Genomic DNA, 22,139 nt, shown 5'->3' with positions numbered 1-22,139 from the left:
TTATAAGGTTTCTTTCAACCATGCAAAAAATTCTCTTTGCCAAACCAACCCATTTTGAGGTTTTAAAACCCAGTGGTTTTCATTTGGGAAATAAAGGAATTTAGATTTCAATCCTTTCAATTTCGCGGCTTGAAAAGCTTCTTGACCTTGTTCATAAGGAACTCGGTAATCAATTCCACCTTGAATAATCATCATCGGTTTGTTCCATTTATTCACGTAATTAGAAGGGTTGAACTCTGTATAAGATTTTGGAGTTGGAATATCATAAGGTGTTCCACCTAAATCCCAGTTTGCAAAAAATAATTCCTCTGTGGTTAAGTACCAAGATTTCATATCAAATAAACCATCATGCGCGATAAAAGTTTTAAATCTATTTTCATGAATTCCCGCCAACATAAAAACGCTGTATCCACCATAACTTGCACCCACTGCGCCAATTCTTTCAGAATCGACATATGGCAAAGTCTTAGCGTAATCCGCAGCAGATAGATAATCCTTCATTACCTGTCCACCCCAATCTTTGGAGATGTCTTCATTCCATTTTGTCCCCCAACCCGGCATCCCACGTCTGTTTGGTGCAACAATAATGTAATCATTTGCCGCCATCAAAGCGAAATTCCATCGTGTGCTGAAAAATTGCGTGAGCGCAGATTGTGGTCCACCTTGGCAATAAAGTAATGTTGCATATTTTTTAGCGGGATCAAAGTTCGGTGGATAGATAAACCAAACTCCCATTTCCTTTCCATCGGTGGTTTTCACCATTTTAAGTTCTGTTTTAGACGGTATTATTTTGGAGTAATTCTCTTTATTAACTTCGGTCACTTGCGTCATGGAGCTTTTTTTAAGATCCACCGTGTATAAATCCGCATTGTGATTCATATCTGTTCTCGCAACTAAGAGGGAATTTTTGTCTTGAGCAAAAATATCGTTCACATCAAAATCACCTTTTGTAATCTGTGAAACTTTTGAGGTTTTCGGATTTAAGGAAAATAATTGTTGTGTCCCGCGAAATGCCGCCGTAAAATAAATCATTTTGGAATCCTTTGCCCAAAAGGTTGCTCCCGTTACGCTTTCATCCCAATTTTTAGTAAGATTCATGACGTTTCCTGATTTCCAATCCATGATTTTTAAATCATTTTTATCCGCTTCGAAACTATCCGCTTCCATGGATTGCCAAGAAAGGAATTTACCATCTGGAGAGAATTTCGGGTTTACATCATATCCTTTATTGCTTTTTGTAAGATTTTTGGTTTCCCCAGAATTTATATCGTACGCGAAAATATCTGTGTTTGTGGATTGGGCGTATTCCATGCCGCTCATCGGCTTCGTAACGTAAAGCAGTTTGGAGGAATCTGGAGCCCAGATAAAATCTTCAGCACCACCGAAAGGTCGCTGGGGAGAATCCCAAGCTTTTCCTTCTAACAAATCTTTGGCTTGATCTACTGCATCAGATATATTGCCTACAAAAACGTGATTGTATTTTCCCTCATTAAAATAATCCCAATGGCGATGATTGAGATCGGTATAGATGTAAGCGCTTGATTTTGGAGTATCGGCATACTTGTCTTTTGCCATTGCTTTTTCCACGAGCGCTTCTTTACTGAAAGCAAATTTTTTACCATCTGGAGAGATTACGATATTGTCAACTTCGCCTATGGTGTAGAATTCTGTCCAGGTTTTTCCCGCATCTTTGGATAAGTAAATTTTTCCATCTTCCTGTGCATATAAGCCATTTTCATCCCACTGTATGAGTGATTTTTTTCCTAAATCAAGTGCTGTAGCCTGAGCATTTTTTACAGAGAAGAAATAATTTTTCTTGTTATTTTTTTCGGTTTTCAAATCTGTTTTTCCGATGCTGTAAATTAATGAACTTTGATCCGGAGAAACGGCAGAAACGCCTATTTTATTAAGCGTCCACAATTTTTCTGGAGTCATTACTTCTTGTGCTTTCATGAAGGTTGTTGCAGTTATTGCCAAAAGCAAATATTTAATTTTCATAAGATATTTTCATGTTTGAGGGTAAATATATTGATAATTATCGGGAGAATTATAGGAGTAGCTGCAGGGAATTTTTAAAATAACGTACTACAGAAAAATTTCAAAAGGTCATTTTAAAAAAAATCAGCCTTTAAATATTAAAAGCCGAATCTCATTTATAGTAAAATTTTTTAATCTTTGGAGGTGAAAATTCCATTGAGTAAAGAGGTAATTAAAGATAGGGCCATACTGAAAATAAATGCCCACCAAAAGCTATCTACCGTCATTCCAGAAATGGCAGATTCTGCAATCAGTATCACAATAGCATTGATTACGAGGGAGAAAAGTCCAAGCGTAATAATAGTTAAAGGCAATCCCAAAATTTTTAAAATTGGTGTTACAATTAAGTTAAGTAATCCCAGAACGATCGCGAAAATGATCGCGGAAGTAAAACCATCAAAGCGAATACCTGTTAGAATATAAGAAAGAAAGTAAGCAACGACAGCGGTTACCAAAAGTTTAATAATAAGATTCATAATTTAATTTTAAGGTTGTTTAGTTTATTTTAAGGTTTATATTTTCTAAAACTCATGGTTTTCCCAATCCATTTAAATTTCCAATATCCACGAACCTTTAAAGTGCCGTCTTTTTCTACGGTGACAGAAGAATCCCATGTTCGTCCACTGGATCCATCATAAATTTTCCCATGTTCCCAAGAATAGTTTTTTGCATTATACTGTAATCCATGTAAAATTTCCATCCCAATTATTTTCCTATTTCTCAATTTAGGATTTGGATTCGCATGATCTCGCCGTTCGTGAATAGGTTTTCCGCTTCCTAAATTTTTATCAAACCACAGAACTTTCGCATTGTAATCATTTCCGTCTTCAAATACACTTACCAAAACACTGTTATCGGTAGCCATCCAATCTCCCAATATGAGATCGGTTTTGGACTGTGCATTAAAATTAAGAAAAAAACTGGAAATAAGGAGAAGTAATATTTTTTGAAGCATGCCATCTGCTATGCAACTTTTTTGCCATCTGATAAAAGTACGGTTACTTCTTCTTCTATTTTAGTACATTAAATTTGCTTTCATTCAATGTTTTTGATAAATTTATCGCTATATGCTTATCAATGTTATAAAAGTTGCATAAATGAAATGGAAGAGTTTTTGATGGCCATCTTGGCTAAAATAAAAAATTATGCGGGCAATTTGGAACGGTGCAATAGGTTTTGGTTTGGTGAACATTCCCATTAAATTATATTCTGCCACGGGAGAAAGTAATTTGGATTTAGACATGCTGGATAAAAATGATTTGGAAAACATTAATTTTAAAAGGGTTAATGCGAAGACGGGAAAAGAAGTGAAATGGGCAGAAATTGTAAAAGGTTACAAATTAAAAGACAAGTATGTGGTTTTAACCGACGAAGATTTTGATCAGGTAAGTCCAGAAAAATCCAAAATACTACGCATCAAGCAATTCGTAGATATTAAAGAAATCGACAGTACTTACTTTGAAAGTTCATACTTTTTGGAACCTCAAAAGAACGGCGAAGAAGCTTACAAACTTTTGCTGAATTCCCTCCTAAAAACAAAGATGGCAGGGATTGGAACTTTTATTTTGCGAGAAAAAGAAATTCTTTGTTTAGTGAGACCTTACGAAGATAAGATTTTGATGGTAAATAGAATGCGCTATCCAGAAGAAATTCGCTCCTTCGAAGATTTAAAATTGCCGAGTGGAAAAAAACCGAGTAAGGAGGAACTTTCTATGGCAGAATCTCTTATTAAGCAACTTGCCACCACCTTTGATCCCAAAAAGTTTAAAAATACTTACAATGATGACCTGCTGAAAATTATTAAAGCGAAGGCCAAAGGAAAAACCAAAAAAATTGAAACAAAAGAAGAAAAAACGTCCAAGGCAACGGATTTAATGGCGCAATTAAAAGCCAGCTTGCAAAAAGGAAAAGTAAAAGCCAGTTAAATTTCATCCTTAAAATAAAATTAAAATGTCTTTAGAAGATTATCATAAAAAGCGGGACTTTAAGGAAACAAGCGAACCCGAAGGAAAACTGAAAATAACGAACGGCAAATTAAAATTCGTCATTCAGCGCCATGCAGCTAGTCGGCTGCATTATGATTTTCGCTTAGAAATGGAGGGTGTTTTAAAAAGTTGGGCCGTGCCGAAAGGACCCTCTTTAAATCCGGAAGATAAACGTTTGGCCATGATGGTAGAAGATCATCCTTTTGATTATCGATCTTTTGAAGGAACCATTCCGAAAGGAAATTACGGTGCAGGTGAAGTGGAAATTTGGGACGAAGGAATTTATGAACCGATATCAAAACAAAAGGGCAAAAGTGACAATGAGGTCATGGTGGAAGAACTCGCAAGTGATTCTCTCAAAATAGTTTTAAAAGGAAAAAAATTGCAGGGTGAATTTGCCTTGGTCAAAATTAAAAATTCTAAAGAGGGAAATGCCTGGTTGCTCATTAAACACAAAGATGGCTTCGCCACAGAATTTTATGATGCAGAAGAAAACACAGATTCTGATTCAAAGGTAACGGCACTTTTAGAACAAAAAAGAAGTAAGAAAAATGGAACTTCTACCGATGAAGTAAAATCTTATCACCATTACTCGCCTTCCCTTTCTGGCGCGAAGAAATTAAAAAAATTCATTAAACCCATGCTTTCAGAAATTGGAAAGGAATCTTTTGATGATCAAAATTGGGCTTTCGAAATTAAATGGGATGGTTACAGAGCGGTTGCGGATTTGCGAAATGAGATTCAGCTGTATTCCCGAAATGGTCTTTCTTTCTCCGATAGCTTCAAAAAAATTGTCAACTCCTTGAAATTACAGGATCATGAAATGGTATTGGATGGTGAACTTGTGGCGTATGACGATGCGGGAAAACCCAATTTTCAGTGGCTTCAAAATAAGTCAGATCAAGAAAATGTGATTGTGCTTTATCAAGTTTTCGACTTGCTTTGGCTCAATGGTCATTCCACTCAAAATTTATCCTATTTGCAGCGAAAAGAATTATTAAAGGATGCGCTGAAAGAAACAGATTTAATAAAATACCATGATCACGTCCTCGAAAAGGGGAAAGATTTTTTCGAAGTCATTGAACAAATGGAATTGGAAGGAATGATGGCAAAAAAAATAGACTCGACTTATGAAGAAGGAAATCGAAGTGGGGATTGGTTGAAGATCAAAAGATTGCAAACACAAGATGTTCTTATTTGTGGATATACCGACCCAAAAGGCGGCAGAACAAAATTTGGCTCTTTAATCTTGGGTACATTTCTAAAGGATGAATTGGTGTTTTCTGGACATGCAGGAACGGGGTTCAGCGATAAAATCCTAAATAATTTACATAAGCATTTTCAACCCTTAATTATTGATGAATCGCCCTTTAAAGTGGTGCCGAAAACGAACGGAAAGGCAACTTGGCTAAAACCAGAACTCATTGCAGAAATAAAATTTACGGAAATAACGAAAGACCACATTTTTCGGCATCCTGTTTTTTTGAGGTTACGTGAAGACCTTAGTATAAAAGATTTACAAGATGAAAGAGAAAATTTAGTTGAAGAAACGGAGCAGAAAAAAGAAAAAACAATTAAACTTGGTGATAATGATAAAGTAGAAAAGCTGGGTAAGCAGGAGGTGAAATTAACCAATCAAAATAAAATTTACTTTCCAAAAGAGGGTCTCTCAAAAGGTGATGTAATTGAATATTACCAAAAAATGGCGACGTACATTTTACCGCATCTAAAAAACCGTCCGCAATCCATGAATCGGTTCCCAAATGGAATAAATGGTCTAAGTTTTTACCAAAAAGATGCTGGAGAAGAAACGCCAGATTGGATTGAAACGCAGCACGTTTTTTCTGAATCTTCCGATAAAAACATCAATTATATTTTATGCAATGACCGCGCCGCCATGGCTTATCTGAACAATTTAGGTTGTATTGACTTTAATGTTTGGACGAGCCGCGCAGAAACGGCTGATTTCCCAGATTATTTGGTTTTAGATTTAGATCCTTCTGAAAATAATTCTTTTGATGATGTCATTGAAACCGCTAAAGCCACAAAGAAAGTTTTGGATAAAGGTAAGATTAAAGGCTTTTGTAAAACTTCAGGAAGTACGGGCATTCATATTTACATACCCACTGGAGCTCAATATACTTTTGACCAAGTAAAAGATTTTGGGCATTTAATAATGCAGATGGTAGAAAAAAAATTGCCAGAAATCACCACACTGGAAAGAGCTCTTCTAAAAAGAGATAAGAATAAAATTTACCTGGATTATCTTCAAAATCGCCGTCGACAAACCCTGGCGAGTGTTTACAGTGTACGTCCAAAAAGCGGAGCACCCGTTTCCATGCCGCTTGAGTGGACAGAATTAAAAATCGGTTTAAAAATAACTGATTTTAACATTGAGAATGCTTTAGAACGCGTTAAAAAAAAGGGGGATTTATTTAAACCAGTTTTAGAAAAAGGTTTTGATATGATGAAAGCGCTTGATTTACTATCAGTTTAGTAATGTTTTCGAATTCATCTATGAAAGTCATCTTTCGGCAACCATAAGTTATTTTGGTGGAATATTTGATAATCAATTTTTATGAATAACCAAAATTATAAAAATCACAGGAAATTTTATCCGCCACATCATTTCGTTTTATTGCCCCTTTTATTAATACTTTTAATTTTCGGGATTTATAAATCTTTTGCAGATGCGTCTAATCAACTCATTTGGATTTTATTTTCAGTGGTTATTTTCCTTATTCTTTTTGTATCAATTATGCTTCGGCAACATTATGCATTGGGAAACCAAGACCGTATTTTGAGATTAGAATTTAAACAACGGTATTTTGAAATCTTCGGGAAAAGATCCGATGAAGTGGAAGAAAAACTAGATTTCAGTCAATTAGCGGCACTTCGTTTTGCTTATGATGAGCAATTTATATTATTACTAAACAAAGCCTTGACGCAGAATCTTTCAGGAGACGACATTAAAAAATCCGTCGATGAATGGAGACCTGATCACCACAGAATATAAAACAACATTAAAATATAACTTAAAATCAACTATTATGAAAAAGTTCAGTTTACTCAGTTTAGCAGTTTTTGCCATGATGACTTTAACGAGTTGTGATGCGATTGGAACGATATTTAAAGCCGGAATGTGGTGGGCCGTAATTCTTATAGTGGGAGTTATTTCCTTAATTCTATGGCTGTTTGCACGCGGAAAGAAATAATTCATAACCCTTAATCAAATTATCGATTAGATAAAAATTAGCAGCCGGAAATAAGGAACATTTTGTTTTTTATTTCCGGTTTTTTTTAACCTTATTTGGTAGAACATAGCACCATCGATTGACAAAAAACTTTTTATAAAATGAACACTGCTGAAAAAGACCCTATCGCTTCCTTAACTCCTGCTAAGATTTTGAAAATCATGAAGGATCCAGTAAAATCTGCCAAAGCGGTAAAATTAATTTACACCTCAGATAACGAGTTCGACGGAATTACGCGAAAAAAATCGGGTAAGAAATTTGCCTATTTCAAGGGATCTGAAAAGATTAAGAGCAACGATGAGATTACCAGAATTAATCAATTGGCAATTCCACCAGCTTGGGAAAATGTATGGATTTGCGCTTTAGAAAATGGCCATTTGCAAGCAACAGGACTAGATGCTAAACACCGTAAACAATACAGATACCACACGCTGTGGAACAAGTTACGCAATCATACTAAATTTTATAGAATGTTGCAGTTTGGCTATGTATTGCCTAAGATTCGCTTAGCATTAGAACAAGACTTAGCTTTAAAGACTTTAGAAAAAAGGAAGGTTTTGGCCATAGTTGTGAGTTTAATGGAACGGACCAACATTAGAATCGGAAATAATATATATGAAAAGTTATACGGTTCTTTTGGCCTTACTACTTTAAAAGACAAACATGTAGATATTTCCGGTAAAAAAATTCATTTTTCTTTCAAAGGGAAAAAAGGGGTTTATCATGATATTGATATGAAAAATGCAAAGCTGGCGAAAGCTGTGCAAAACTGTAAAGATATTCCCGGCAAAGAATTATTTCAATATTATGATCAAGATGGTAAAAGACACGCCATAGAATCTGGAATGGTGAATGACTATATTAAAGAAATAAGCGGTGATGATTTTACCGCAAAAGATTTCCGAACCTGGTCGGGAACTGTTAATGCCCTTATTGCTTTTAAAGAAATTGGAGCATCAGAGAATGACAAGGACTATAAATTAAAAGTTAATGAAGCATTAAAAATGGTAGCCAGCGAATTGGGAAATACAAAGGCGGTCTGCAGAAAATACTACGTGCACCCTCTTGTTATTAATCTTTACGAAAACAATTCCATCACTAAATACATGGAAGAATTGGATGCTATAGAAATAAACGACGGTAAAACAGGTCTCACCAAAGAAGAAACAATCATTATGAAGATTTTAGAAAATGAGAAGCTTTAGATGGTAGAAAATATCAAAAATGGAAATGTTTAATCAAAAAACTTATTAAAATTGTCGAAATACAACAGAGAGCGTATCTTTAATAAACTGATAATCAATTAATAAGAAAATAAATGATATTTTAATAGAAAATTAACATACTATTATTTGGAACTTATAAAGTTTTTGTTCTATTATTGCAGAACACAAATTTATTATATTATGACGCTCCTATTAAAATCTATGCTACTGCTGCTATCGGCTGGCGTATTTTCAATCTCCTGCAAGGGCGATGATACAATAGTAGAGCAACCAAAAACAATCTATGCATTAGCTTCTGCAGATGCTGATTTGTTTAACTTGAAAGCCGCTTTAGATAGAGCTGGATTGTCTCCAACGCTTAACCAAACTGGAGAGTTCACAGTTTTTGCTCCATCTAACGCAGCTTTTAATTCATTACTTGCGGAATTGGGATTGGCTAATTTAGGAGCAGTTTCACAAGCGACTTTAGAGAATGCCTTGAAATATCACGTAGTTGCTGGTGCGAACGTAGCTTCTACTGATATTACTAACAATTTGAATTTAATTACCTTATAAAGTGGAACATTTAAAATTATTACAGGCGGTGTGAAAATCACTTACGCAAAAAATAGAATATCTAACGTTATTGCATCAGATGTTCAATGTTCAAATGGAATTATTCATGCAATAGACAAAGTTTTATTACCATAGTTTGAAATGTGTTTTTAGGTTGAGGATACATCTTTTATTTTAAAAGGTGTATCTTCTTTTTTAAGCTTAAACATCTCCTACTTTCCGTATTTTTGGACTTCAATCCTCTTAATATAAACGATTTCATTTTCTACTACCTAAATTTCGTGTATGAAAAATTATGTCTCTTTTCTTTTTATTTGTCTTTCCTTTATTGCTAATGGGCAGGTTGGTTCCATCAATATTAGCGTCTATGATGAGTTTAGTAAAAAACCTTTAGAAGCCAGAGTTACCATTCAAAAAAGAGCAGATACATTAACTGGAAATGGAATGGTTCAGCTCACCAATATTCCTTCTGGATCTTATACTTTTGAAATAGCTGCAGAGAATTACAATACTTCTTACTTATATGATATTGATGTAGTTCCCAACCAAAATCTTACTTTTTCTGTGGGATTAACCAAAGCAGAAACTACTTCAATTCAGGAAGTTGTAATTACAAGAAAAACTTACAAAACAACGGCAGAAAGTCCCGTTTCTTTACGTAATGTGACGAGTGAAGAAATTCAGAAAAGTGCCGGTTCAAACAGAGATGTTTCTCGTGCCATCTTAAGTTTTCCTGGTGTTGGGAGTACAGCAACTTTTAGAAATGATTTGTTCATCAGAGGTGGAAGTTCTGCAGAAAACAAATTTTACATCGATGGAATTGAAGTTCCCATCATTAATCACTTTCAGACCCAGGGTGCATCTGGTGGACCTCGTGGAATTATCACCGTGGATTTTTTAAAGGATGTTGATTTTTACAGTGGCGCTTTTCCTGCAAAAAGAAATTCTGCCCTCTCCTCGTTGTTTGAATTTAATTTAAAAGAGGCCCGAAAAGATAAATTAGGTTACAAAGCAATTGTTGGTTTAGATGATTTGCAAATTATGGTAGATGGTCCACTTTCTAAAGATCAATCCTGGTCGGGATTATTCTCTGTGCGTAAATCAACTTTGCAAATACTTTTCAAAGCTATTGGTCTTCCTTTTTTACCCAGTTATTACGACACTACCTTTAAAGTTTCTAAAAAATATAAAAGTGGTGATGAACTTTATTTCTTAGGACTTGGCGCGCTGGATAGTTTTAAATTCAATACAGAAGCGAAAGAAACCTTGGCAAATCAAACCTTGATCGATCGATTACCCATTGCGCCACAGTGGAATTATACGCTTGGTGCCGGATACCGACATTTGGTAGATAATGGAAACTGGCTTTTTACGATTAGCCGAAATATGCTGGACAATCAGGCCATCAAATATTATAGGAATATTGAAACTCCCGAAAATTTACTCTTTGATTATAACTCTCAAGAAGGTGAAAATAAAATAAGAATCGACCGAAATTTTATGTTGGGAGATTTCGTTTTCAGTGCGGGAACCAATTTCAACTATGCGAAATACACGAATAACTCTACGATCAAAGCGGTGTTTCAATCAGGAATTAATTTTGATCAAATTGCCTCTTCACTGAATGTTTTTCAATACGGTTTCTATGTTCAAAGTTCCCGAAAGTTCTTTGACAATAAATTAAATTTATCTTTCGGGACCCGATTTGATGCTTCTGATTATGCTGAAAATATGCAGAATCCTTTAGATCAATTTTCCCCAAGATTTTCCCTCAACTATAAATTTGCGGATCGATGGGCCCTTAATTTCAATACCGGAATATACCACCAACTTCCAGCCTACACGGCTTTAGGTTTACGATTAGATAACAATTTAGTCAATCAAAGAACTTTAAAATACATTCAAAATACTCACTATGTGGGTGGTTTAGAATACAATGGAAAAGACAATCTGAGAATTACCATGGAAGGTTATTATAAAAAATATAAGAACTACCCTTTCTCTTTGCGCAACCAAATCTCTTTAGCCAATATCGGTGCAGATTTCGGCGTGGTTGGTAGTGAGCCTTTGGATTCCAGAGGTTTTGGCGAAACTTATGGATTGGAATTGTTAGCGCAAAAGAGAACTTTGAATGACTTCTACGGAATTGTTGCCTACACTTTTGGATATTCAATGTTTAGCGATGGAGCTGGTAATTTATTACCTTCAAGCTGGGATTCCAGACATATTTTATCCGTAAGTGCCGGAAAAGTTTTAAAGAAAAATTGGAATTTCAGCGCAAGATTTAGACTGCAGTCAGGTTTGCCAGAAACGCCGTATGATTTGGCGAGAAGTTCTTCTGTTCCAATCTGGAATATTAATAATGGACCACTTCAAGATTTTGCCCAATTAAATTCACTTCGTGGAAATGTGGCGCATCAATTAGATGTGCGTGCAGAAAAGAAATGGGTCTTCAGCAAATGGCAATTCACCGCTTATATGGATGTTATTAATATTTATGGATCAAAAACTGCGAGTAATCTTCCTGTTGTTAATTTGCAGCGTGATGGTGACGGAAATGGTGTGATTCAAAATCCTAATGCTTCCCCAGAAGATCAAAAGTACCTTTTAGAAGTTGGCGGTCAAGATAACAACATGCCGATTCCTTATTTTGGATTTATCTTTGAATTTTAATCTTATCAAAAAAATAAATATAAACACCCGATGTAGAAATGCATCGGGTGTTTATATTTTGACAAAAAAAATTGTATTAATCGTGTTTTACCCAGATTAATTTACTCGTATCAAATCCTAAAGATTTTGCTTTTTCTAAATATTTTTGTTTGTAGGAGTCTGGAATGGTTTTCTCGCGAGAAAGAATCCACAAATAATCTAAATTATTCCCCGCAATCAAGGCGTACTTATAATCTTCGTCAATTTCAATGACATTATATCCTGCCCAAATTGGTTTAAAGAAAGACACCTTTAATCTGCCTTCATTCGGAGAGTTTACAAATCTAGCTTCACCCACAGATTCTTTCCATTCATTTTTTACATAGTCATGACCTTTATTCACCACCTTGAAGGAATTAACATCTTTCTTCGTGTATTCCGCGGTCACATTATCTAAATTTTTTTCAAAACGAAAGTCAAATCTTGCCATTTCATACCATTTACCCAAGTATTTTTCTGATTGAAAATCTTGAACTGCTGTCACTCCTTTTGGAATACCTACTGCGCATGAACTGAAGAAGAATAGTGCCACAACTCCCAATGAAACGGGAAGAATTAGTTTTTTTAAGTTTTTCATTTTTACTATTTTCACCTACACTTCAAAAATAGTGCCCTCCGTAAAAACGATATTCCGATAATCTTTGCTCAGCGTTTTGGTATCCAATCCTGTAAATTTACTGAAAGCAGGCAACACGATTTGATGATCAGAAACTGCATAACAAGGTAATTTTACACTTTCATTTTTAGTTCGTAATAAAAATCCCGGATGAATGTGACCGGAAATGCAGTAACAATCTTTCGCGCTATTTTTCGGATCGTGCACGAAATTAATTTCATCGACGATCAAAAGATCTTTCACACATTCTATTCCTAACTCTTCAAATACGTTGCAACTTAAACGGTCATGATTTCCTGTAATTAAGATGAACTTTTCTGAAAATTTGGTGCGCCATTTCTTGAATAAGTCTAAGTCAGAATTGTATCCGGCGTGAAATAAATCTCCGACTATGATTATTTTTTGGGCTTTGTAATGCAGAATCAAATCTTCCAGCTTTTGCAAATCATCCATTAAAACTTCAGACGGAATTGCAATGCCGCTTTTCCGAAAATGGGCGGCTTTTCCTACATGCAAATCAGAAAGAATAAGGGTGTTTTCTTTTGGCCAAAAAATAACGCGTTGGTTGGTTAAAATAAATAAATGGTTGTGGAGTGAAAACTCTTTTTCTACAAGGGTCTTTGAGGATAATTCGGACGTATTCATTGATGATTTATGAAAGATTTTATCCTTTCAATTTTTAGTTTTGTATTAATTTAAAATGCTGGATTGTAGCTTAGCGAAAAAGCTTTTTTCCTTTCTTCATGGCTTCTTCCTGCATTCTTCTAATTCTCGCGCTTAAATCTTCGCTCGTCAAAGATTGCCTTAAACTGTCCACTTTGATAGGAAAACTGAGCGGCGTGAAATTGTTTGCAAATTTCAGGATAATTTTTGATTGGTCAATCCTTTGGAAAGCTTCCTTTAATCGCGCTTCATCAATTTGCTGATTGAAAACTTCTGCATACGCCTGCTTCAATAATAAATTTTGAGAATCATAATCTTCCAAAACATTAAAAATTAATCCCGCGGAAGATTGTAAACTTTTATTATTTTTCTGCTGTCCCGGATAGGTTTGAATGACTAAGCCAGAAATTACGGCAATGTCTCTGAACTTTCTTCTTGCCATTTCTGTAGCATTGATGCTGCTTAAAACGTCTCTTATTAAATTTTCTTTGCTTAAAATTATCTTCAAATTCTCTTCTGTCAACGGGATTTCTGTTGAACTTAACAATTCAAAACCATAATCATTCATGGCCATTGAAAAGGAAATCGGAGTAATTTTAGAAATTCTAAATGCGATTAAAGCAGCCATCACTTCATGAATTAATCGCCCTTCAAACGGATACATAAAAAGGTGAAAACCATCCCGAGTTTTAATGAGTTCTACCAAGAATTCATCTTCTTTCGGAATATGAGAAAATTGATTTTGACTGGCAAGAAGTGGATGTAAAAACCGCAATTCTTTTTCTGATGATTTTGCATCTAAAGAATCGGACAATTTCATTCTCAAAAACTTTCCAAGATAGGAACTCAAAGGTAATCGACCGCCGAGATAACTTGGAACCATAGCCTTTCCTTTCGAGTTGCGCACAAAAACCGTCATTTCTTTAATATGCGAAACCTCTAAAACCCGTCCAGCCAAAATAAATTTATCATCCTTTTTCATTTTGGTGATAAAATATTCCTCAATCATTCCTACATAACCGCCACCTAAAAATTTAACTTTCAGCATCGCATCACTCACAATAACGCCAATATTCATGCGGTGAAGCATGGCAATTCTTCGACTCGTAACTTTATAGATCCCTTTTTCAATAACGACTTTGTGGAATTCTTCATAATTTTTAAAAGCGCCACCACCGATGGTGATGAACTGTAACAATTGCGTCCATTCTTCTTCAGTAATGTCTTGGTAAGCGTTGGTGTTTTTAATTTGTTTATAGAGTTCTGCTTCTTTAAATCCGTCGCCCACCGCCAAAGTAATCATGAATTGCACTAAAGCATCGAACGTCATAACCATCGGAACTCTAGGTTCCACGACTTTTTGTTTCACCGCTTCTTTCAAAGCTGCCACTTCAATTAATTCTAATGAATGCGTGGGAACAAAAAATATTTTGGAGGTTTCAAAGGGTGAATGTCCACTTCTACCCGCTCGCTGCAGAAACCGTGCAACACCTTTGCTGGAACCGATTTGAATCACCGTATCGACGGGTTTAAAATCAACTCCTAAATCCAACGAGGAGGTGGAGACTACAACTTTTAAATATCCTGAACTTAAATTTTCTTCAATCCAAATTCTTAAATCTTTATCGATGGAACTGTGATGAATTGCGATTTGACCCGCAAAATCTGGATGTTGTTGCAGCAAGATTTGATACCACATTTCCGCCTGACTTCGCGTGTTAGTAAATACCAAAGTTGTTTTACTTTCCAAAATAATAGGAACCACTTTATCGGCCAATTTATTTCCTAAATGTCCGGCCCACGGTAAAATTTCTACTTCATCGGGCAGAACGGCAATAATTTCAATTTTCTTCTTTTCCTTTGCAACAACTTTTGTTTTTTTCGCGGAGGAAGGAATTAATACGTGCATTGCTTCATCCAAATTTCCAATCGTAGCGGTAATTCCCCAGACTTTTACTTTCTTTTGATAAAAAGTTAAACGAGACAAAGCAAGTTCCGTCATCACGCCTCTTTTGCCCCCAAGCAATTCATGCCATTCATCTACGGCAATACATTTTAAATTTTTAAAAAAACGAAGGTGATTTTTTTGGGCGAGAAGCAAGTGCAGACTTTCGGGCGTAACAATTAAAATATCGGGCATTTTTTTAGTCTGCGAAGCGCGTTCCTTCAGGGGCGTATCACCATTTCTAACACCGACGGTCCAGTCTAAACCAATCTCATCGATGGCTTCTCTCATCGCTTTTGCAATATCTTTTGCCAAAGCACGCAACGGTGTTATCCAAATTAACTTTAAGCCATCACCATAATTTTCTGGAAAGTTTAAGAAGTCTGTTACCACCGCTAAAAACACAGAATAGGTTTTCCCAAAACCTGTGGGTGCGACCACCATTCCGCTATAATTTTTGTAATATTTTTCCCAGGTTTCCAGCTGAAAATTGAAAGGAGAAAAGTCTTTTTCCGCCATCCAATTTTTAATGACTTGTAATCCTGGTGTTTCTTGAAAATCTATGCTCATTAAGTTTTGGCTAAAGCCAATTCATTTTTGATTTAAATAAACGGGTTAAAGCCCGTTCCTATCAATAATTTAAAATTATAAAAATATAGTGTTATAAACATCTATGTTTTCAAAATCTAAGTAATCAGTTTTTTTACTTCTTCGATGTCGTCAATTTCTTCCACTTTTTTGTCGCGCCTCCATCTTACTATTCGGGGAAAACGCAGCGCTACTCCACTTTTATGCCGATTGCTAAAACCTATTCCTTCAAAAGCAATTTCAAAAACCAATTCGGCTTTTACGGTTCGCACTGGACCAAATTTTTCTAAAGAATTCTTGGTTACAAATCGGCTGACTTCCATAATTTCTTTATCTGTTAATCCTGAATAGGCTTTCGCAATGGTGACCAATTGATCTTCTTTTTTGACGGCAAATGTATAATCGGTGTAAAATCCAGATCTTCTTCCGCTTCCTTTTTGCGCATAAATTAAAACTGCGTCAATGGTCAAAGGATCTACTTTCCATTTCCACCAATCGCCTTTTTTTCTTCCAGAATGATAGAGTGAATTTTTCTGCTTGAGCATCAAACCTTCGCTGTTATTATGCCGAGATTCTAAACGAACTTGTGCTAAATCTTCCCAAGATTTTGCTACCACTATTTCTGGAAGTTTGAAATGATTTCCTTCTGATTGGTCTAGCATTTCTTCGAGTTTCAAACGCCTTTCCACCAATGGTTTTGCCCGAAAATCTTCTGCTTCAAATTCTAAAAGATCATACACAAAAGCTTGTATTGGAATGTCTTTCATCATTTTTGCAGAAATTGTTTTTCGGTTCAAGCGTTTTTGAAGCTCATTAAAATTCAAAACTTCCCCCAATTTTACCGCGAGAATTTCTCCATCTAAAACAAAGTTTCCTTCCATTTCTTGCAGGGCTGCAACCAATTCAGGGAACTGTGCATTCACCAATTCTTCGCCTCTTGACCAAATAAAAACTTCATCATTTCGCCGTATAAATTGTCCACGGATTCCGTCCCATTTGTATTCTGCTTGCCATTCTTCCAAATCGCCTAATTCTTCTGAGGTTTTTTCTAAAGGATAAGCCAGACAAAAGGGATAGGGTTTAGAATTATCTGGATTGATGTTCGTGCCTTCTATTAATTCTTGAAAATTGGCCTCTTCAACCGTCCATTTTCCCATGATGGAATGCATGAGCTGGCTCGTTTCAATCCCAGAATATTTTGATAAAGCATTTATTAATAATTTTTTGGAGACACCAATTCGAAAACTTCCACCGATTAATTTATTGAAGATGAAACGCTCTGTGTAATCTAAGCCATTCCAACTTTCTAAGACATAGGCTTTCTTTTCTTCATCGGATTTTTCTTTTAATGCTAAAAGTTCGCTCATCCATAGATTCAGAGATTTTTCAATGATATTTTCCGGTCTCGGCAAAACCAAAGAAAGGGTTTCCCCGATATCTCCGACCGCGCTGTAACTTTCTAAAAAAAGCCATTCCGGCAAACCCGTAATTTCTAAAGCCCAACTTCTTAAAAAATTTGTATTAATGGGACGTTTCGGACGTTTGCCCGTAAATAAAGCTAAAAACCACAATTTGTCTTTCTCCTCTGCAACTTGTAGATAATGAACCATTGCATCTACTTTAGCGGTCGTTTTATTACTGCTTTCAACGGAGGCGATTAATTCTGCAAAATGTTTCATGGCAAAAAGTTGAAGGTTTGTGGTTTAAAGTGTTTACTATTTTTTTTTAGGTAAATAATTAGTGAAAATTTTAAATTTTGTGAATCATCACATCAAATTAATCCTCTTCTTTCTCCTCTTCATCAGATCCAAACTTCGTTGTTACTTCGTCGGCTTTAATTCCGATTTCATTTAAATATTTTGTAAAAACTGCAATTTGACCATGGGTTACATGAACTTGTTCAGCTCCCGTTGCTTTTACTGTATCTAATAAACCGGTCCAATCCGCGTGATCAGAAATTGCAAATCCTGCATCTGCAGAACGCCATCTACGGGAACCGCGAACCTGCATCCAACCAGAGCATATTCCAGTGGCACGGTTCGGAATTTTTCGAATCATATTGCTGTCTAATAATGCGGGAGGAACGATAACAATTTCCTGATTGATTTTCTTAATGTCTTCCGTGAAATTAACAATTTCATACTCTGGAAGCTTTACGCCTACACTTTCAATTGCTTCATTCAATCTGCCAATGGAACTGTGAACATATATTTTGCCGTATCCTTCCACTGACTTCATAATTCGCTGCGCTTTGCCTAAAGAATATCCAATAAAAACCGACGTTTTACCCTGATTTTTATTGCTTTCAACCCAGGCACCCATTTGATCCGAATATTGCTGCGGTGTCAACCAATTGTAAATGGGCAAACCGAATGTACTTTCTGTGATAAATTCATTGCATTGTACCAGTTCAAAAGGTGTAGATATACCATCATCCTGAACTTTGTAATCGCCAGAAAAAACAGTGACAAAACCTTTGTACTCCATTCTGATTTGGCAAGAACCCACAATGTGTCCTGCGGGATGAAAACTCACTTTCACGCCATTGATGTTGATTGATTCATTGTAACCCAAACTTTGAATTTCGATATCTGGCCCAATTCTAATTTGTAAAATGGGTTTTGTGAAGTGATGGCACAAATATTTTTTCATCCCCCACTTTGCATGATCACCATGACCATGAGAAATCACCGCTAAATCAACGGGCAACCAAGGATCTAAATAGAATTTTCCGGGGATGCAATAAATGCCTTTGTTGGTAAATTTGATAAGATTCAAAATTTAAAATATTTTGTTTAAAGTCTTATAATAATAGCAGTGACGCAGAATTTTTCCTTCTGTTTGAAAGCATTTTTTATACCAATTTTAATTCAGATAAAATCATTTTTTATCGTCCTAGTTTGAGGAGATATATATGGATGAAATACTTAGAATTGAGAATAGAGAATTTCAATATTTTTCCGTTAAATATTTCCAATATCTTTTTGGTAAAGACTTTACATGCAATTTTATATTTTTTCGCTCCGGAATATTTGTTTTGATAAAATAACGTTTCCACAATTTCTGATATTTTAATTCTTCCTCATGCAAAAGATTTTCAATCTTGATGAATTTACTTTTATCAACTTCAGAAGGATAAAAGAAGTCTGAAGTTTCTTGATCTGAAAATATTCCGTAATGTCTTTTTAAATCAAAGATCATCCATTTCTGATCTTGGTATCTTGCTTTAAAATGGTTAAAAATAAGCGGTAACACATTAAAATCAGGTTCAACTTTGGAAAAGTAAAAGTCGTCTTGCAATTTCTCAAAGCGAACAAATGCATTCATCCGGTGAATTTCTCTGCCCACTGATTTACAAACTTTCGCAATCTCCATCATGTCGTTATGGGCAAAATCATTAAGAATATTTTGATTTGGCTTAGCAAGAGAATATTTTACGGCACTAAAAATTAAATTTTCCAAATTTTCACCTTCTGATAAATAAACCATCAAGAGCTGAGAAACCGATTTTTTCCCAATATTGTCTTCTAGTTTTTTCAAAACGCGCTGCGCTTTGTCAGGATTGGTCTGAACTTCATGAAGCTGCGCAAAGATATTTTCTACGGTATAATTTGCTTGACTTATAATCTCTACTTCTTTAAAACGATATTCAATAACCTCGAAAATTGCCGTCATCAATCCCTCAAAACTACCATCGTAAATTAGAGTCGTCATTAAAATAAAGTGAGTTGCTCCGAAAAGGGAGATTGAAATTTGGATTTGGTAGAATTGAGAATGATTTTTCGCAAATTTTGGTGATCAATTAAATTGCTGAAGACATTATGCGATTCAAATTCAATAAAATATTTTGCACGATTGATAGCAACACCGATTTTGACCAAATGCTCTAAAGTTAACTTTTGAAATTTCCTGGCCATCAATATTTTTCTTACAGACTTGGTCCCAACTCCAGGGATTCGCAGAATCATTTCTTTACTTGCCGAATTTACATTGATGGGGAATTGATCTAAATGCCGTAGAGCCCAAGCTAATTTTGGATCTACTTCCAGATCTAAAAAAGGATTGCTTTTATCTAAAATTTCATCTGCTTGAAAACCATAGAAACGCATGAGCCAATCTGCTTGATACAATCGATTTTCCCGCAACATGGGAACTTGGGAATGAATAGAGGGCAACCTGGAATCCTCTAACATGGGAACATAGCCTGAATAATAGACGCGTTTCATGTTAAAATTTTGATAGAAGTGATCTGCTACTTTTATAATCTTTAAATCCGTTTCGTCGGTGGCGCCAACAATCATTTGAGTAGACTGTCCCGCTGGAGCGAACTTTGGAACTTTCTTAAAAATTTTTCTTTCCTCTTTATATAGAATAAGTTCATTTTTCACATAGGTCATGGGCTTAATCATCTCGGAATGAGATTTATCCGGAGCTAAAAGTTTAAGACCTTTTTCTGTCGGAATTTCTAGATTTACAGAAAGTCGGTCTGCGTATAAACCAGCTTCTCTCATGATTTCATCACTTGATCCAGGAATAGATTTTAAATGAATATAACCATTAAATTTATGCTCTGTTCGAAGTTTTTTTGCTACTCGAACCAGACGTTCCATAGTAGTGTCTGAGTCTGTAAAAATTCCAGAACTCAGAAACAAACCTTCGATAAAATTTCTTCTGTAAAAATTGATGGTCAAATCTACGACCTCTTCCACCGTAAATGCAGCACGCTTAATGTCATTTGATTTGCGGGAAACACAATAAGCACAATCATAAATGCAATGATTGGTCAAGAGAATTTTTAGAAGAGAAACACACCTACCGTCTTCTGTATAAGAATGGCAGATTCCTGACGCATGGCTATTTCCCAAACCTCCATTTTTATTCTTCCTATTTCCTCCGCTGGAGGAGCAGGAAACATCATATTTTGCTGCATCAGCTAGGATTTCTAATTTTTCCTGAAGTCGGTCTATATTCATTATTATGTTAAATAGCAACGATCAAAAATAGTATTAAAATTTAACACTTCAAGTTGATCATTGCTATTATTTGTAGCAAATTTTTGCGTTGAAAGAACTGGGTTTTTATCTAAATTGATAATCCACCTTCTACTCCACCATCTTCAATTTTCGCTCCCGTTACTGCAGCAAAAGCCATTTTTGCCATGGCGAATACTTTATTATCTTTGGTTTCATAGTAATATCCATCGTCTGGTTTTACACCAATTACGGTTATCCTAGGATCATCTTTTCCATCAAACCAAGCATTGGCAAATGCGGTATAATATTCTTCAATCAATGCTTTGTCTTTCGAAACGTGCGCTTGACCTTGAATAAAAACATATTCGTACGATCCATTGTTTAGAAAATAAAGTTGAACCGTATTGTCTTTCGCAATGTTTTGATTGTGTGTGCTTTCTGAAGAGCTGATAAACCAAAGTGTTCCTTCCTCATCCACTTCTTGTAGAGCCATGGGAATACTGTGCGGATTTTTTCCAATATTGGTAACGAAGAAACATGTACCTGCTTTTTCAGTTAATTTCTTAATTGTTTCGATGGCCTCTTGACCACTTAAATCTTTTTGTGGAGATTGTGCTTGTCCCATAATTTAAATTTTTGTTAATATTAAGTTGAGTTTTTAAAACAATTTTTATGCTAAACTTTTACACAGATTACTAAGACTGCGCAAAACATTTCATGAATAAAATTAAAGAAATCATAGGTATAAGGCTTTAAACTCCTATTAAATGGACAATAATTTCAAAAGAATAGATTTAAAAGTAGAAATAATATTTAATACAAAATTGTACTAGATTAAATAAATTAGAAAGATTTTTTGTTACTTTGCATTTAAGAATTATCATTATGAACTTAGAATTACTGATTGATATACTAAAAGAGTTTAAAAACTTCGAAGAAAGCACTAGTTATAAAAGTACCGCAAAAGTTGAGGATTTTCAAAATTTCCTGAACGAGCGATCTTACGGAAAAGAAAATCCAACGAATCTATCAGATAAATACGATTTAAAGGTCTACGATTTAGAAAATGAAATCGCCAAACAAGTTATTATGTTGGGACGTTATTCTAAACATTTGATCAAAAAAGCCTTGGAGAAAAACACAGATTTGGTAAATGATGATTTCACCTATTTGTTTCGCTTAATGGATTACGATTCCTTGACGAAAACGCAGTTGATTGAAAAAAATGCGCACGAAAAACAATCCGGAATTGAAATTATAAAACGCCTTGTGAAAAATGGTTTAATTTCTGAAAAACCAGATGCTGAAGACAAAAGAAGCGTTCGTGTGGCAGTAACACCAAAAGGAAAGGAAGTCTTTTTTGAAACCATGAAAGATATTACGGTTGTTTCGAAAATTATGTCGGGGAAACTCAATGAAAAAGAGAAAAACAATCTTTTAATGTATTTGAAAAAAATCAACACTTTCCACCATACAGTTTATCTTAATTTAAAGAATGAAGAATTAGAAGACATCAGAAAACTGGTGAGTTGAAAAAATATTATTTTAAACAATTGAAAATTCCTTCCTTTGCTGAAATAAATTA

Annotated in this window: 18 protein-coding genes and 1 pseudogene; 8 read left to right on the top strand and 11 right to left on the bottom strand. The window is 35.2% G+C overall.

Features of this window, described 5'->3' with window-relative positions; all coding sequences use genetic code 11:
• From RCH13_RS01270 to RCH13_RS01260, 3 genes are all read right to left on the bottom strand, one after another.
• Complete coding sequence (locus RCH13_RS01270; RefSeq protein ID WP_326985393.1) at positions 1 to 1,998, bottom strand: S9 family peptidase; 1,998 nt, start codon at positions 1,996 to 1,998, stop codon at positions 1 to 3.
• Positions 1,999 to 2,168: 170 nt separating this feature from the next.
• Complete coding sequence (locus tag RCH13_RS01265; protein ID WP_326985392.1) at positions 2,169 to 2,513, bottom strand: phage holin family protein; 345 nt, start codon at positions 2,511 to 2,513, stop codon at positions 2,169 to 2,171.
• A 29-nt stretch (positions 2,514 to 2,542) separates the two neighbouring features.
• Positions 2,543 to 2,992, bottom strand: a complete 450-nt coding sequence (locus tag RCH13_RS01260; protein WP_326985391.1) for a DUF2147 domain-containing protein — start codon at positions 2,990 to 2,992, stop codon at positions 2,543 to 2,545.
• Positions 2,993 to 3,182: 190 nt separating this feature from the next.
• Between RCH13_RS01260 and ku the strand changes: the two genes are divergently transcribed.
• The 7 genes and pseudogenes from ku (at position 3,183) to RCH13_RS01225 (ending at position 11,730) form a co-directional block, all read left to right on the top strand.
• Positions 3,183 to 3,962 carry a non-homologous end joining protein Ku gene (ku, locus tag RCH13_RS01255; protein ID WP_326985390.1) on the top strand — a complete coding sequence of 260 codons (780 nt, stop codon included), beginning with the start codon at positions 3,183 to 3,185 and terminating at the stop codon, positions 3,960 to 3,962.
• A gap of 25 nt (positions 3,963 to 3,987) precedes the next feature.
• Positions 3,988 to 6,519, top strand: a complete 2,532-nt coding sequence (gene ligD, locus RCH13_RS01250) for a DNA ligase D (protein WP_326985389.1) — start codon at positions 3,988 to 3,990, stop codon at positions 6,517 to 6,519.
• A gap of 81 nt (positions 6,520 to 6,600) precedes the next feature.
• Positions 6,601 to 7,038, top strand: a complete 438-nt coding sequence (locus RCH13_RS01245) for a DUF6526 family protein (RefSeq protein ID WP_326985388.1) — start codon at positions 6,601 to 6,603, stop codon at positions 7,036 to 7,038.
• A 34-nt stretch (positions 7,039 to 7,072) separates the two neighbouring features.
• The gene (locus RCH13_RS01240; protein WP_326985387.1) at positions 7,073 to 7,237 is read left to right on the top strand and encodes a phosphatidate cytidylyltransferase; all 165 of its coding nucleotides are present in this window, start codon (positions 7,073 to 7,075) and stop codon (positions 7,235 to 7,237) included.
• Between the two features lie 140 nt (positions 7,238 to 7,377).
• Positions 7,378 to 8,481: a DNA topoisomerase IB gene (locus RCH13_RS01235; protein WP_326985386.1), complete on the top strand. Its 1,104-nt coding sequence runs from the start codon at positions 7,378 to 7,380 to the stop codon at positions 8,479 to 8,481.
• A gap of 201 nt (positions 8,482 to 8,682) precedes the next feature.
• A pseudogene (locus tag RCH13_RS01230) lies at positions 8,683 to 9,192 on the top strand (fasciclin domain-containing protein).
• Positions 9,193 to 9,342: 150 nt separating this feature from the next.
• Positions 9,343 to 11,730, top strand: a complete 2,388-nt coding sequence (locus RCH13_RS01225) for a TonB-dependent receptor plug domain-containing protein (RefSeq protein WP_326985385.1) — start codon at positions 9,343 to 9,345, stop codon at positions 11,728 to 11,730.
• A 76-nt stretch (positions 11,731 to 11,806) separates the two neighbouring features.
• Here RCH13_RS01225 and RCH13_RS01220 read toward each other — a convergent pair whose 3' ends face one another.
• The 8 genes from RCH13_RS01220 to RCH13_RS01185 all read right to left on the bottom strand — a co-directional run bounded on the left by RCH13_RS01220 (position 11,807) and on the right by RCH13_RS01185 (position 21,179).
• Positions 11,807 to 12,346: a lipocalin family protein gene (locus tag RCH13_RS01220; RefSeq protein WP_326985384.1), complete on the bottom strand. Its 540-nt coding sequence runs from the start codon at positions 12,344 to 12,346 to the stop codon at positions 11,807 to 11,809.
• Between the two features lie 15 nt (positions 12,347 to 12,361).
• Positions 12,362 to 13,030 (bottom strand): ligase-associated DNA damage response endonuclease PdeM, encoded by a 669-nt coding sequence (gene pdeM / locus RCH13_RS01215; RefSeq protein WP_326985383.1) that lies wholly within the window; start codon positions 13,028 to 13,030, stop codon positions 12,362 to 12,364.
• Between the two features lie 70 nt (positions 13,031 to 13,100).
• A complete protein-coding gene (locus RCH13_RS01210; RefSeq protein ID WP_326985382.1) occupies positions 13,101 to 15,563 on the bottom strand; it encodes a ligase-associated DNA damage response DEXH box helicase in 2,463 nt (820 codons plus the stop codon).
• A 116-nt stretch (positions 15,564 to 15,679) separates the two neighbouring features.
• Positions 15,680 to 17,260 (bottom strand): ATP-dependent DNA ligase, encoded by a 1,581-nt coding sequence (locus RCH13_RS01205; RefSeq protein ID WP_326985381.1) that lies wholly within the window; start codon positions 17,258 to 17,260, stop codon positions 15,680 to 15,682.
• 97 nt (positions 17,261 to 17,357) lie between these two features.
• On the bottom strand, positions 17,358 to 18,359 hold the full coding sequence (locus RCH13_RS01200; RefSeq protein WP_326985380.1) for a ligase-associated DNA damage response exonuclease: 1,002 nt from the start codon (positions 18,357 to 18,359) through the stop codon (positions 17,358 to 17,360).
• Positions 18,360 to 18,530: 171 nt separating this feature from the next.
• Positions 18,531 to 19,295, bottom strand: coding sequence for a TIGR03915 family putative DNA repair protein (locus tag RCH13_RS01195; RefSeq protein ID WP_326985379.1), 765 nt, complete (start codon positions 19,293 to 19,295; stop codon positions 18,531 to 18,533).
• Positions 19,295 to 20,554, bottom strand: coding sequence for a putative DNA modification/repair radical SAM protein (locus tag RCH13_RS01190; protein WP_326985378.1), 1,260 nt, complete (start codon positions 20,552 to 20,554; stop codon positions 19,295 to 19,297). Before RCH13_RS01190 ends, RCH13_RS01195 begins: the two co-directional genes overlap by 1 nt.
• A 109-nt stretch (positions 20,555 to 20,663) precedes the next feature.
• A complete protein-coding gene (locus RCH13_RS01185) occupies positions 20,664 to 21,179 on the bottom strand; it encodes a pyridoxamine 5'-phosphate oxidase family protein (RefSeq protein ID WP_326985377.1) in 516 nt (171 codons plus the stop codon).
• Between the two features lie 260 nt (positions 21,180 to 21,439).
• On the opposite strand from RCH13_RS01185, the gene RCH13_RS01180 reads away from it, so the two are divergent.
• Entirely contained in the window at positions 21,440 to 22,087 is a 648-nt protein-coding gene (locus tag RCH13_RS01180) for a MarR family winged helix-turn-helix transcriptional regulator (protein ID WP_326985376.1), read from the top strand.
• Positions 22,088 to 22,139: the final 52 nt, after the last annotated feature.

The sequence above is a fragment of the Chryseobacterium sp. MP_3.2 genome (genome assembly GCF_035984805.1).
Lineage (GTDB): Bacteria > Bacteroidota > Bacteroidia > Flavobacteriales > Weeksellaceae > Kaistella.
The sequence above is the reverse complement of the archived record's forward strand: the minus strand, read 5'-3'. Positions and strand labels throughout refer to the sequence as shown.